The sequence below is a fragment of the Caulobacter sp. P1_B12_2 genome (assembly GCF_056406675.1).
This window is the reverse complement of the sequence record NZ_JBFTZS010000097.1, coordinates 1-12140: the sequence shown is the minus strand read 5'-3', so window position 1 is coordinate 12140 and position 12140 is coordinate 1. Positions and strand designations below refer to the sequence as shown.

The following is a 12140-nucleotide window of genomic DNA, read 5'->3' as shown; positions in this document are numbered from 1 at the left end:
ACGTCACGGCGCGGGGAGAGGCCTAGACTGGGACGGACGGCGACCAGGTTGCTCCAACTGGTCAGGCTGGTGTCGTTGAAATAGCTGCCTTTCGGAAACAGYGGGTTGAAGGTTCCCAGCGCGCCATCGCCGGCGTCGTCGTCGCCCGAACCGGTGTCGAGCCGCAGGCCTAGCCTCGGCGACCAGGGCCTGGCCAAGGTGTAGCCGCCGCCGAGGCTGCCGGCCCAGGCGCGAATGTCGCGATCGGCGAACCGGCCGCCCTGGATCACCCCCTCGGCCTCGTAGTCGATCGCACCGCGCTTGCCGGCCAGCCGCGCGCCATAGCTGCTCCGTCGCTCGTCGCCGCGCACCGCGCCGTAGCGGACGCCGTCTCGGTCCAGTTCGAAGGCGTAGACGTCCAGCGAGACGGTCTTGCTCAGCGCCTTCGAGACGTAGACGCCATAGAACTGCTGGTCGCGGTTGCTGCTGTCGTCGAAGACGCCGGTCTGGATCGCCACTGGATGCACATAGAAGGCGTCCAGCCGCAGGCCGGCGACCTGGCGGGTCGCGCGCGCGCCGTCGAAGCTCTGGCGGATGTTGGGGCTCTCGCGCACCGAGACAAAGCGTTGGGTCGGGTTAAACGCCATCTCCTGACGACCCAGACGCAGTCGCCAGCGACGGTCGGCGTCTGGCGTGACGTCGATGAAGGCGACTTGCGCGTCCAGGCCGTCGCGGTCGCTGACGGCCGGCGGATCCTTCTTGTCGAAATCGCGGTGCAGGCCCAACTCACCATAGACCCGCACCCGCGATCCCAGGTGCAGGTCGGCGCTGAACAGGGCTCGGCCCAGGCCGTAGAGATCCGCCTTCGCTCCGGCGACGCCGAAGCGCGGCGCGTCGAACGAGTCCACCCGCAGACGGGCCTCGCCGCCCAACGACAGATAGGCGTCGGGTCCCAGCGGGAGGTAGCGCAGGCTGTCCAGGCCCGCGCCCGGCTTGTCCGCCAGATAGGCGTAGCTCTCGTCCGATCGGATCAGCTTGAAAGGCGGCGCGTCGGCGGCGTGACCGACGCCGGCGATGGCGAGCGCGGCGGCCACGGCGAGGGCTGCGATCTGGATCTTCACACAAAAACTCCCGGCGAACGATCGACCAACGGCCGGTCAGGATCGCGGCGACTCCGGCCAGGATGCACCAGAAGCCTGCGGCCACGAAACCCGCAGCAAGGCCGGCGACGGCTGGCGGGTCGCGGCGCCTGCCCGTAAGACAGGTGTYGGCAAGACGAGGCGCCCATGACCGCGATCCACTCCTACGACCCCAAGACCGGCCATGGCCTGAAGCACGATCCGCTGAACGCCATCATCGCGCCGCGGCCGATCGGCTGGATCTCGACGGTCAGCGCCGCGGGGGTTCGCAATCTGGCCCCGTACAGCTTCTTCAACGCCTTCAACTACCGGCCGCCGATCATCGGGTTCTCGAGCACCGGCTGGAAGGACTCGGTGCGCAACATCGAGGAGACCGGACAGTTCGTCTGGAACCTGGCGACGCGGTCGCTGGCCCAGGCGGTGAACGCCACCTCGGCCATGGTCGCCGACCATGTCGACGAGTTCGCCCTGGCTGGACTGACGCCGGTCCCCTCGCAGCGGGTGGCCGCGCCGCGCGTCGCCGAGAGTCCCGTGGCGTTCGAATGCCGCCTGACCCAGCTGATCCGCCTGACCGACGCCGAGGGCGCACCGGTGGACGCCTGGCTGACCCTGGGCGAGGTGGTGATGGTGCATATCGACCAGACGCTGCTGGTCGACTGCGTCTACGACACCGTGGCGGCCGAACCGATCCTCCGCGGCGGCGGTCCCGCCGACTATTTCGAGATCAGCGAGGCCCACAAGTTCCAGATGCGCCGACCAGCCTAGGCCGGCCTCTCACTGTGGCGAGTTGACCACGACATATTGCACGTTCGTCCCGGAATACTGCGGCGCGTACCAGGTGCTGCCGCACTGCGAATAGCTGATGCCGTTGACGATCACCGTCGAGCAGCTGGGCGGAACGCTGTAGACCACCGAGCCCACCACGGCCGCGGTCACGGCGGCGGTGGCGCCGATTGCCACGCCGGCCGCGATCGGGTGATGGTCCCAGCCATTGTTGTAACCGTAGCCGCCGCCGTAGTTGCCGTTGACGTTGACGTTGACGTTCTGGTTGACGTTGGTGTTGCGATTGACGTTCCGGTTCGAATTCACGTTCGAGCCGCGATTGACGTTTTGACTTGCGTTGCTTCGCACGTTGCGGCTGTCGGCGCCGCCAGCATGCGCTCTCTGGGCCGGTGCGCCGGTGGACCGCGCGGCGCCGCCGCCCGAGGGCCGGGAAGCCGCCCCGCCCGACGACCGGGCGCCACCACCACCGCCGCCTCCGCGTCCCCCGCGTTGGCACTCGGCGGTCGAGGCCGATTTAGGCAGCAGGGCTTGGCCGGCGAAGAGGTCGGCGGCGAGCGTGGTGGCCGGAACCGCTAGTCCTTGGACGGCGATGGCGGCGGTCATGACCAGGGTCTTCTGGAGCTTGTTCATGGGCGGCCTCATTTCGCGCCCGCCGCCGTCACGTCGGCGAGGGTGATGCGGTGTGCGCTGGCGGGCGGGTTGAAGGTGTAGTGCGCCTGGGGCGGGGCGGAGGCCTCCCAGGTCATGACGGCCGTGTATTGCGGCTGAGCTTCGTCCTGCGTCGTGGTGATCACCATCTTGCAGGGCAGGGCGGGTCCTTCCGAGCGGATCCAGACTTGCCAGTCGGCTTCCGCCTGGCGAAAGGCGTAGTGCTCGCAGGCCTTGCCGGCGACCATCGCGGGGCCGACGTCGAAGCCGGACTCGATCTTGGCGGTCAGGGCCGGATCCACGCCCAGCGAGAACAGGTCGGCCAGCGGGACCTCGAGACCGTACTTGTCGCTGATCGCGTCGAGGGTCGCGTCGATGGTCGCTGGCGCGGGGACCGTGGCGAAATAGCCGATCTTCGGCGCGAACACGGTCAGCGACTTGCCGTCGTAGTAGACTTCCCGCTCCTGTTGGTCCGACTTCGTCCAGATCTTGAACGCGCCGGGCCGCTGGACCTCGATCTTCACGTCGCCGCCGTATTGCAGCTTCTGGCCGCTGTCGAGCACCTGCTCGGTGGTGATGTCGGCGGTGATCGTGAACCCCGACAGGGTCCTCAGCGCCTCGCCCATCTTGTTGAGCGCCGCCAGGGCGTCGGCGTCGGGCTTCGTCGCGGGCGCGGTTTTCGGCTGGGCGTGGGCGGTCGCGCCCAGCCCGATCGCCAGCGGCAGCGCGACAGCGCCGACCAGGATCTTTCGAAACACGCTCATGGGTCTTGGCCTCCGGCCGGATACAGAGAGCCGGCAGGATGGGCCTGAGAACCCGAAGGTGGATATCGAGGGATTCCCTAGGCGGGTCTGTCCAGAATCCTCATCTGGGGAGAACTTTTCGGCTGGCCGCGCCCTAGCGCGACCGCCCCCGCGCCGAGACCGGCCACAGCGCCACCAGGGTGTCGCCATCCACCACATGATAGGTGTCGTAGAGGTTCACGGTCGGATCGCAGTGCGGCGCGCCGAGGATCACGCGGTCGTCCAGGACCGGCGTCGCCGTTCCGGGCGGCGGCAGGATCGCGCCGTGCTCGTCGCCCATGAAGAAATAGCGCGACCCGTCCGGCGCGCCGCCCAGCACCGTCGGCGGCTCGGCGTCGGTGGACAGCGCCTTGAAGCCCGCGTCGACCGTGACCATGCCCGGCGTGTTGGCGCTGACCACCCGCGCGTCGATCAGCAACGAGGGCTCGTAAGGGCTTTCGTCCGCTCCGTCGCCGGCGATGTCGCAGACCAGGTACTGACCGTCCATGAACACGTACGAGCCGACCTGAAACTCGGTGAAGATCCCCAGTTCCGCGTCGATCCGGTGCGAGCCGGTGCCCGAGCCCGAGACGATCGGCGGCGGCCCACCGGCGGCGGTCAGGGCGTCTATCACCGACCGGATATAGGCCCCGCGATCCTCGAGATTGGCCTTGCGGTCGGCGAAGCTCTCGATGTGCTGCTGCATGCCGCAATAGCACTGCAGACCGGCGTAGATCAGGGCAGGCTCAGCCTCGATCGCCCGCCACAGCGCCACGGCGGCTTCAGGCGAGGCGACGCCGGTGCGGTGGATGCCGGGATCCAGATCGATGACCACCTTCAGCGGCTTGCCGGCGGCGCTGACGGCCTGGCCCATGGCGGCGACGTTAAGCGGATTGTCGACCACCGCCATCAGATCGGTCGTGGCGGCGTTGAGCTTGACCAGCCGGGCCACGGCTGAGGCCGAGACCACCGGCGAGGTGATCAGCAGGCCGGTCGACACCCCGCCGTCGGCCAGAACCTCGGCCTCGCCGATCTTGGCGCAACACAGGCCCACGGCGCCGGCCTCGATCTGCAGCTTGGCGATATCGACGCTCTTGTGGGTTTTGGCATGAGGCCGCAGCTTGACGCCCTTGCTGGCCGCGAACTGCGCCATCCGCAGGATGTTGCGCTCCAGGGCCGGTCGGTCGATCACCAGCACCGGAGTGTTGAGCTCGCGGCGGGAGCCGGGGGCGCCGATCAGGTGGGCGTGCAGGTCATGGTCGGTCATGGCGGTTCTCGTCAAAGGCCGAAGAGTTGCGTCAGGTGAGTATTGGCGAACTTGCCGGCCGGGTCCCAGGTCTTGCACGCGGCCACGAAGTCGCCGGCGTGGGGATACAGTCGGTGGACATCGGCCGTCGTCAGGGTGTGGCGCTTGGCCCAGTGCGGACGGCCCGCGCCGTCGCGCAGCACCGCCTCCATCTCGGCGAAGGCCGGGCGCCACGGCATCCTGGCGTACTGGTGGAACGAGATCGAGGCGCCAGGACCGGCGTTGAAAGGGCTCATCCAGATGTCGTCGCCGGCCGCCAGCCGGAACTCGAACGGGAAGGTGATCGGCAGCCGGCGCTTGCGGATGTGGGCCATGGCCGCCTTCAGGGTCGGCAGGCCGGCGGCGCGCGGCAGCTCGTATTCCATCTCCTCGAAGCGGATGTTTCGCTCTGACGGGAAGATCTCGTGGGCCGGACCGACGCGACGGCTGGACTTGCCCATCATGCGCATCATCAGGCGCTGCAGGGACGGCGTGAGCATCGGCACGGCGGCGCAGAGGTCGCAGATCGTCTTGAACGTCGCCTCGCTGTCCTCGCCGATCTCCCGGGCCGGACGGTCGGAGGCCTCGGCGGCGACCGGATGCAGGGTCTTGAAGATCACATCGTCCGAATACGGAAAGACGAAGAATTCCATGTGGCGCGTGGCGGTCGCCAGTTCGTCCAGCCGCTCGGCCACCTCGGCCAGAGGGCGTCGCTCGACCCGTTCTTCTAGGTGATAGGCCGGAACGACATGAATCCGGATCTCGACGGCGACGCCGAGCAGGCCGAGCGACAGGCGTTGGGCCTGGTAGAGCTCGGAGTTCTGGTCGGGTCCGCACTCGACGATCGCGCCGTCGGCGGTCATCAACCTGAAACCGCAGGCCTGGGTCGACAGGCTGCCCAGCTCCGCGCCGGTGCCGTGGGTGCCGGTCGACATCGCGCCGGCCAGGGACTGCGGATTGATGTCGCCCTGATTGATCAGCGACAGCCCCTCCGCCCACAGGGCCGCCGTCAGCCGCTTGAGGCTCCAGCCGGCCGGCGCCCAGACGGTCTTGCGGTCCGGCGCGATCTCGACCGCGCCTTCGTAGTCGGAAAGGCTCAGCAGCAGGTCGCCGGTCTCGCATAGCGGCATGAACGAGTGACCGGCCCCGACCACGCGGGCCTTGCCGGCCTGAGCGACCAGAGCGGCCAGCTCGCCGGCGTCTCGGGGCCTGGCGATCAGGCGAGGGGAGGCCGCGACGCTGCCCGACCAGTTGCTCCACCCCGTCATCCGCATCTCCCCGTTCGCGATGCAGGTATGATAGTAAAAACTACTGTTCTTGCAACACGTCGTTCCAAGGAACCAGCGACGGATCACCGAAGGTGTCGAAATACCGCTCGAACAGCAGACAGACCTCGCGGCTGAGGGCCAGGGCGTCCTGGTCCGGCTCCTCGACGGCCATTTCGGTGGCCGAATAGGTCAGCTCGACCATCATCCGCATGGCCAGCCGAACCCGAGCCTCGGGCGCGTCCGGATAGCGGGCCTGGAGGATCTCGGCGAACTGGCCGGCCACCATGTCGCGCGAGGCGAAGCGCAGCTGCTGCAGCATGGGCACGGCGCGCAGGGCCCGGCCGATCGCCGCGCCGCCGGGGAACTGGCGGGTCATCTCGATCATCTCGGTCAGCATGACCACATTCTTCTCGATGCGCTCGGCCGCCGTGTCGGCGTCCAGACCGCCGGCCTCGATCCAGGCGAAGACCTTGTCGTCCTGGGCCTTCATCAGCCGGTCGCCCAGCTCCTTGAGGATCGCGTACTTGTTGGGGAAGTAGCGGTAGAGGGCCGGCGGGGTCAGGCCCGCGCGCTTGCAGATGGCGTTGGTGGTCAGCTGTTCGAAACCGCTCTCGCCCAGCATCTCGCCGGCGGTGGCCAGGACGATCTCGTAGGTGTCCTGTCCGCGAGCCTGGGTCGGCTGCAGCTTGGCGTCCAGCGCGATGTCGGGGCCGGCGGTCTTCCTGGCCGTCGCCTTCGGCATGCCGATTTCTCCATTCCAGTCCTTCTGGACTAGAGCGCTTCGACGAAAAAAGCCAATCAGCGTGAACCCTTAGCGCGACCGGGTCAGGTGCAGGAAAGCGACGATCACCAGGGTGACCAGCGCCAGGCCCATGCCCAGCCAGACCGCGGGCCGCACATCGGCGCCGCTGACCACGAACGAGGCCAGCAGAGGCCCCGCGCCGCAGCCCAGCAGGCTGGCTCCCGGACCCAGCAGCGCGGCGCGACGGCTGGGGTCGGCCTCGATCGCCAGGGGCGTCAGATAGGGCGAGGCGAACAGCCAGACGAAGCCGAACACCCCCGAAGCGACCAGGAACACCGCCGCCGACGGCAGGCTGGCCATCACGAACAGCGCGCCCGCGGCCACGACCACCGCGGCCACCAGCGCCCAGAACCAGGACAATCGGCCGGCCAAGGCCGTGGCCGCCGCGCCGCCCGCGACCTGGGCGGCCAGGGACACCGCGAAGGCGGCGCTGGCGACGCCCGCCGGATGCCCGGCCTGGCGCGACAGCGGCTCGGCGTAGATCCAGACCGCCAGGATGAAGGCCTGAAAGCAGAAGACGGCGGCCAGGGCGATCCAGCCGCGCGAACTGGGCAGGCCCTTGGGGTTGTCCTCGGTCTCGACCAGGGGCGCGTAGGCGCTCGGAATGGCCAGGCCGGCGACAACAGCGGAGACGGTGAGGGCGGCCAGCACCACGAAGCCGCCGTCCGGGCCGAACGGCCGCATGACGAACGCGCCTATCGCGGTCACCACACCCAGCTGCAGCAGGGTCTGGATGGTCAGATAAAGGCCCGCCCACCGCTCTGGGCGCGGCGAGCGGACGATCATGCCGGTGATCAGCCAGATCATCGCCCCGGCCGGGAGTCCCGCGACGGCGCGCAGCAGGATCAGCAGATCGCCCGAGACGCGGGTCGTGGCCAGGTCCAGCGCCGCCAGCAGAAGGCCGCAGGTCACCGCCGCCAGGCGCAGCCGGCGCTCGCCGAACAGCGGACCGACGACGGCCGCGCCGACGCCCATGGCCACCAGCTCGGCCATGCCGGCCAGCCCCAGCTGATTGGCCGTCAGCCGACCAGCTGCCTCCATGCCGCCCAGCAGCAGCGGGCCGACCCCGGGGAACAACACCCCGACCAGCCCGATCCAGAACACCGTCAGGCGCTGGACCAGACTAGGCGGCGCGCCGATCCAGACGCCCGGAACCGGCGGGTTCGAGGCGGCGGCGGCCGGTATGTCGATCGTGCTCAATACTTGGCCCGGAAATAGACGCCGTAGGTCCGCGGCGGACCCATGCTGAAGACGTCGAAGCCGAACGCGGCGATCGGCGTGATGTCGGAGATGTTGGTGGTGTCGGCCAGGTTCTTGCCCCACACGCCCAGTTCGTAGCGCCCGTCGCTGAAGGCCCAGCCGACCTGGCCGTTGACATAGGCGCGGGCCTTGTCGCTGAGCCGCTCGGTGTTGGCCGTGTCGTAATAGACCTTGCCGCGATAGGTGAAGTCCAGCTGGGTGATCAGGTCGCCGGAGCCCACAGGGTGCTCGTAGCGCGCCGTTCCGTTCACGCTGGCCTTGGGTGCGGAGGGCAGGGTGTTGCCTGAATAGTCTTCACCCAGAGACTGGAAGTCCTTGTACTCGGCGCTCAACAGCGACGCGCCCAGGGTCAGGCTCAGCCCCTTCATCGGGCGCGCCTCGATCTCGGCCTCGCCACCATAGACGCGAGCCTTCGAGGCGTTGGTGAACAGCTGCACCGGGAGGCCGTTGCGCTGGATCACCGTGTAGACCTGCAAATCCTTGTAATCGTAGTAGAAGGCCGAGACGTTCACCCGCAGGCGACGGTCCAGGAACTCGCTCTTGGCGCCCACCTCGTAAGCGTTGACGGTCTCGTCCCGGTACGGACCCAGGTCGTCCGGATCGGTGGTCTGGCCGCTGAAGAAGCCGCCGCTCTTGGTGCCGCGATTGTAGGTCGCGTAGACGTTGGCGTCGTCGCTCACCGCATAGCGCAGACCCACCCGACCCGAGATCGAGCTGAAGGTCTTCTGGTTGTCGTACTCGAACAGGGTCAGCAGCCCGTAATCGACGTCGCTGACATAGTGGAAGGTCTTCTTGTCCTGCGACCAGCGCAGGCCGCCGGTCAGGGTCAGCTTCGCGGTCAGGTCGTAGTCGACCTGGCCGAAGGCGGCGTAGCTGGTGGTCTTCTGGTGCAGAGGCCAGCCGAACACGCCGACGCTGTTGGCGGGATCCATGCCCGTCGGGTTGTTGATCGGATCGGGGACGCGGGCCACCTCCAGCACATTGTAGTGGCTGTCGTTGTCCAGGTTGTCGCGCGCGGCATAGAGGCCGGCGACCCAGCGCAGGGCGGTCGCCCCGTTCGACTGCAGGCGGAACTCCTGGCTGGTGGTGTCCTGCTGGGCCACGTAACGGGCGTCGAAGATCGAGATTGGGTTGGCGTCGGTCTCTTCGTAGTCGTCGCGCTTGGCCTGCTGGTAGCCGGTGATCGAGTAGAGGGTCACGCCGCCGAAGTCGTAGCTGACCGCGCTGGTCGCCCCGAACAGCTTGACGACGTCCTTGCCCTCGAAGCGGTAGTCGCCGGCGTACTTGTCGCTGCTGGTGTTGGCGTAGCCGGCGACGTTCGTGCACTGGCCGGAGGTATAGTAGCTCGGCTTGCAGAAGATGTAGCCGAAGGTGGGATCGGGATCGGCCGTGCTGGCCGCCTCGGCCGTCTGGGCGACCAGGGAACGGTTGTAGGTCAGGATCGAGCCGCCGCTCGACTTGCTGTAGCTGGCCGAGACATCGACCGTCAGCTTGTCGTCGGGTTTCCACTGCAAGGCGCCGCGCACGGCCTTGCGGTCGGCGTCGTTGCCCTTGTGGCCCGTCAACCGGTTGAGCGTATAGCCGTCGCTCTTGTCGTAGAGTCCGGCGACGCGGAAGGCGAGCGTGTCGGCGATCGGACCGCCGAAGCCGCCCTGGACGTTGAGCGAATTGAACCGGCCGTAATCCACGGCCAGGTCGCCTTCCGGCGTGCTGGTCGGCTTCTTGGTGGTGACGTTGATCGCGCCGCCGGTGGTGTTGCGGCCGTACAGCGTGCCCTGGGGACCGCGCAGCACCTCGACCTGCTGCAGATCATAGAAGCCAGCCATCTGGGCAAGCGGGGAGGCGACATAGACACCGTCGACATAGACGCCGACGGCGCTGGCCGTGCTGGGGTTGAAGTCGTTGACCCCGATGCCGCGGATGAAGATGCGCGGATTGGCGGCGTTGTCGTCGGTCTTGATCTGCAGCCCCGGCGACAGGCCCGAGAGCGCCAGCACGTCGCCGACCCGCTGGTCCTTGAGCTGGTCGGCGGTCAAGGCGGTCACCGACACCGGCACGTCTTGAAGGTTTTCCGAACGTTTCTGGGCGGTGACGACGATCTCGTCGAGCGCGACCGCCTCCTGGGCCAGCGGCCCCTGAGCGTAGACTTGGCCCGCCGCCGCCATCATCGCCATCCCGGCGACGCCCGCGAGCACCTGAAGCTTCCGCATTCCATACCCCCTTTACTGTTTTATGAGGGTTACAGTAGCTAAAGCTATCGTTATGGCAAGCGGCGTTCGTGGAGCAAGGTTCGACCGCGCAAGCCGTCTCTAACGACGGCATTTTTCACGCCCGGTCGCTCAAATTTCGAGCTCTACAGATCAGGAATCGACCCGATTGGCCTTTGGTCGGAACGGCGTAGTCTGTTCGGTGCTGAGGGAGCACGTCATGCACACATCGCACTTCTGGCAAAGCGCCGGACTGATCGCCATCATCTTCGGCGCAGCGGTCCTGTCGGCCATGATCGGGTCGCGGGCCCATGCCGCGGAAACGCCGAGCGCGCCTCCATCGAGCATGACGCAGGCGCTCTGATCGGATCGGGCTGAGTTCAGACAGGCTGGGGCGCGTCTTTTCGAAGCGTGTCGATCAAGCCGTTCGCCGGCAATCCGGCCAGTCGGCAACTGGTCTCCCAAAGCTCCCGCGCGTTGGCCGCGTCGTAGGAGAGCGCCGAGGACCGTATCTCCTTGACGCCCTCGAAATAGCGGCCGGAGAGGCCGTCGAACGCCGGCGCCGTCGCCAGCGCGGCAAGGTTCCGGCCCGAACGCTCCGGCGAATTTGTGTTGTGGAGGAACGGGCGCAGCACCGGCAGCAGGTGGTCCCAGGCCAGGCGCATCCAAGGCGGATATTCGCGCGCGAGATCGGTGCCGGGCATCATGCCGGGATCCATGGCGTTGACGTCGATCCCATCCACGCCGGCCTCGCGCAATCGACGATGAAACTCGTGGACGCCGTAGACGGTGCAGAGCTTGGAGGTTGTGTACCGGCGCAGGCCGATCTTCATCGCGTCGCCCGCCTCTTCATCGGGACGCGCCAGTTTCTCGGCGCCCGGATAGACCGGCGCTGGCAAGCCGGTCTTCTGCTTGGGATCATGCGTGCCGCTCGAGACGAAGACGATGCGACCCGGCCGGGCCATGTGCGGCAACAGCAGGTTGGCCAGCAGGAAATGCCCCAGGAAGTTCACCTGAAAGGTGCTCTCCAGGCCGTCCTTCGTCCGTACAAGACCGGGGGCGACGTGCTGGATCCCGGCATTGCAGACCAAGGCGTCGATCGGACCGTCGGCGGCCACCCGATGGGCGAAGGCGCGGACGTCGTCCAGCGATCCCAGATCAAGCCGGCTGGGCAGGGCCCGATCGGCGCCGGCGAGGCGGACGGTGTCGCCGGTCGCCGTCACGTCGCGGACCGCCAGGACAACCCGCCAGGCCTCCGAGCTCAGAATGGTCTGGCTGCAGGCCTCGCCTAGCCCTCGATTGGCGCCGGTGACGACTGCTGTGCGCATGGCCGACGATCCCTTTCGATGTTCGAAGTCAGACAACGGAGCACGGCTTCGTGGAGCAGCTCCGCATCTTACGTTAGCCGCGCTGCACAACGATTGAGTAAATCGCACTTCACCCGAAAAGGTTGCGCAGCTTTGGGTTGACAAATGCTGCGGTGCGATGGAAGGTTGCCGAACACAAGATCTTCACCTGTAGATTGCATCGACGCTTCAGCATAGAAGCCGAAACCGGCTTCGCGTCCTCGTATCTACAAAGTCTATAACACGTTTTTCGTGGCCGTTTATTTCTCTGCACAGTTTACGCCACAAACTTCAGCCAGTCATCTTTATCCACTTCGCTCGTCGAAGCCGGATTGCGTCTATCAACACAACCAAAAAGTGCTGAAAGAAATCAGCACCGGCCAGGTTGCCACGGAGGCGAACAAGTTGCTTTCTCTTGGTAGCGAACGAAGGGTGGTCGATGGGGCCGTCACCGAAAGCGCCATTGGCCGCCACGCCACCTTCATCGAGGTGCTGCAGGCCAGGGCGCGCACGCAACCGACGCGCATCGCCTACAAGTTCGTTCGCGGAACCGACGCCCAGGTCGAGACCTGGACCTACGCCCAGCTTGACGCCCGCGCCAGGGCCATGGCGGCGCGATTGCAAGCACAAGGGCTGAAGGG

At 67.2% G+C, this 12140-nt stretch carries 12 protein-coding genes; 3 read left to right on the top strand and 9 right to left on the bottom strand.

Features of this window, described 5'->3' with window-relative positions:
* Positions 1 to 1100 (bottom strand): alginate export family protein (locus AC1DZ6_RS08400; protein ID WP_477096742.1); only part of this gene is annotated, 1100 nt, incomplete at its 3' end.
* Between the two features lie 165 nt (positions 1101 to 1265).
* Between AC1DZ6_RS08400 and AC1DZ6_RS08395 the strand changes: the two genes are divergently transcribed.
* A complete protein-coding gene (locus AC1DZ6_RS08395) occupies positions 1266 to 1883 on the top strand; it encodes a flavin reductase family protein (RefSeq protein WP_477096741.1) in 618 nt (205 codons plus the stop codon).
* 9 nt (positions 1884 to 1892) lie between these two features.
* Here the strand turns inward: AC1DZ6_RS08395 and AC1DZ6_RS08390 are convergent, their stop codons facing one another.
* The 7 genes from AC1DZ6_RS08390 to AC1DZ6_RS08360 form a co-directional block, all read right to left on the bottom strand.
* On the bottom strand, positions 1893 to 2531 hold the full coding sequence (locus AC1DZ6_RS08390) for a hypothetical protein (RefSeq protein ID WP_477096740.1): 639 nt from the start codon (positions 2529 to 2531) through the stop codon (positions 1893 to 1895).
* 8 nt (positions 2532 to 2539) lie between these two features.
* Positions 2540 to 3313 (bottom strand): DUF2092 domain-containing protein, encoded by a 774-nt coding sequence (locus tag AC1DZ6_RS08385; protein WP_477096739.1) that lies wholly within the window; start codon positions 3311 to 3313, stop codon positions 2540 to 2542.
* A gap of 133 nt (positions 3314 to 3446) precedes the next feature.
* Positions 3447 to 4598 (bottom strand): DSD1 family PLP-dependent enzyme, encoded by a 1152-nt coding sequence (locus AC1DZ6_RS08380; RefSeq protein ID WP_477096738.1) that lies wholly within the window; start codon positions 4596 to 4598, stop codon positions 3447 to 3449.
* Between the two features lie 11 nt (positions 4599 to 4609).
* Positions 4610 to 5884: a D-arabinono-1,4-lactone oxidase gene (locus tag AC1DZ6_RS08375; RefSeq protein ID WP_477096737.1), complete on the bottom strand. Its 1275-nt coding sequence runs from the start codon at positions 5882 to 5884 to the stop codon at positions 4610 to 4612.
* Between the two features lie 40 nt (positions 5885 to 5924).
* Entirely contained in the window at positions 5925 to 6626 is a 702-nt protein-coding gene (locus AC1DZ6_RS08370; RefSeq protein ID WP_477096736.1) for a TetR/AcrR family transcriptional regulator, read from the bottom strand.
* 69 nt (positions 6627 to 6695) lie between these two features.
* A complete protein-coding gene (locus AC1DZ6_RS08365) occupies positions 6696 to 7886 on the bottom strand; it encodes an MFS transporter (RefSeq protein WP_477096735.1) in 1191 nt (396 codons plus the stop codon).
* Entirely contained in the window at positions 7883 to 10156 is a 2274-nt protein-coding gene (locus tag AC1DZ6_RS08360; protein WP_477096734.1) for a TonB-dependent receptor, read from the bottom strand. The genes AC1DZ6_RS08365 and AC1DZ6_RS08360 overlap by 4 nt, the downstream gene beginning before the upstream one ends.
* Positions 10157 to 10373: 217 nt before the next feature.
* On the opposite strand from AC1DZ6_RS08360, the gene AC1DZ6_RS08355 reads away from it, so the two are divergent.
* On the top strand, positions 10374 to 10517 hold the full coding sequence (locus AC1DZ6_RS08355; RefSeq protein ID WP_477096733.1) for a hypothetical protein: 144 nt from the start codon (positions 10374 to 10376) through the stop codon (positions 10515 to 10517).
* A 16-nt stretch (positions 10518 to 10533) separates the two neighbouring features.
* On the opposite strand, the gene AC1DZ6_RS08350 is transcribed toward AC1DZ6_RS08355, so the two are convergent.
* Positions 10534 to 11481 carry an SDR family NAD(P)-dependent oxidoreductase gene (locus tag AC1DZ6_RS08350; RefSeq protein ID WP_477096732.1) on the bottom strand — a complete coding sequence of 316 codons (948 nt, stop codon included), beginning with the start codon at positions 11479 to 11481 and terminating at the stop codon, positions 10534 to 10536.
* 270 nt (positions 11482 to 11751) lie between these two features.
* Between AC1DZ6_RS08350 and AC1DZ6_RS08345 the strand changes: the two genes are divergently transcribed.
* Positions 11752 to 12140: hypothetical protein (locus AC1DZ6_RS08345; RefSeq protein ID WP_477096731.1), on the top strand; the 389-nt coding region annotated here is incomplete at its 3' end.

Excerpts from the sequence above, each read along its gene's own strand:
- AC1DZ6_RS08395 (WP_477096741.1), top strand. The coding sequence starts at position 1,266 with ATGACCGCGATCCACTCCTACGACCCCAAGACCGGCCATGGCCTGAAG.
- AC1DZ6_RS08390 (WP_477096740.1), bottom strand. The coding sequence starts at position 2,531 with ATGAACAAGCTCCAGAAGACCCTGGTCATGACCGCCGCCATCGCCGTC.
- AC1DZ6_RS08385 (WP_477096739.1), bottom strand. The coding sequence starts at position 3,313 with ATGAGCGTGTTTCGAAAGATCCTGGTCGGCGCTGTCGCGCTGCCGCTG.
- AC1DZ6_RS08380 (WP_477096738.1), bottom strand. The coding sequence starts at position 4,598 with ATGACCGACCATGACCTGCACGCCCACCTGATCGGCGCCCCCGGCTCC.
- AC1DZ6_RS08375 (WP_477096737.1), bottom strand. The coding sequence starts at position 5,884 with ATGACGGGGTGGAGCAACTGGTCGGGCAGCGTCGCGGCCTCCCCTCGC.
- AC1DZ6_RS08370 (WP_477096736.1), bottom strand. The coding sequence starts at position 6,626 with ATGCCGAAGGCGACGGCCAGGAAGACCGCCGGCCCCGACATCGCGCTG.
- AC1DZ6_RS08360 (WP_477096734.1), bottom strand. The coding sequence starts at position 10,156 with ATGCGGAAGCTTCAGGTGCTCGCGGGCGTCGCCGGGATGGCGATGATG.
- AC1DZ6_RS08355 (WP_477096733.1), top strand. The coding sequence starts at position 10,374 with ATGCACACATCGCACTTCTGGCAAAGCGCCGGACTGATCGCCATCATC.
- AC1DZ6_RS08350 (WP_477096732.1), bottom strand. The coding sequence starts at position 11,481 with ATGCGCACAGCAGTCGTCACCGGCGCCAATCGAGGGCTAGGCGAGGCC.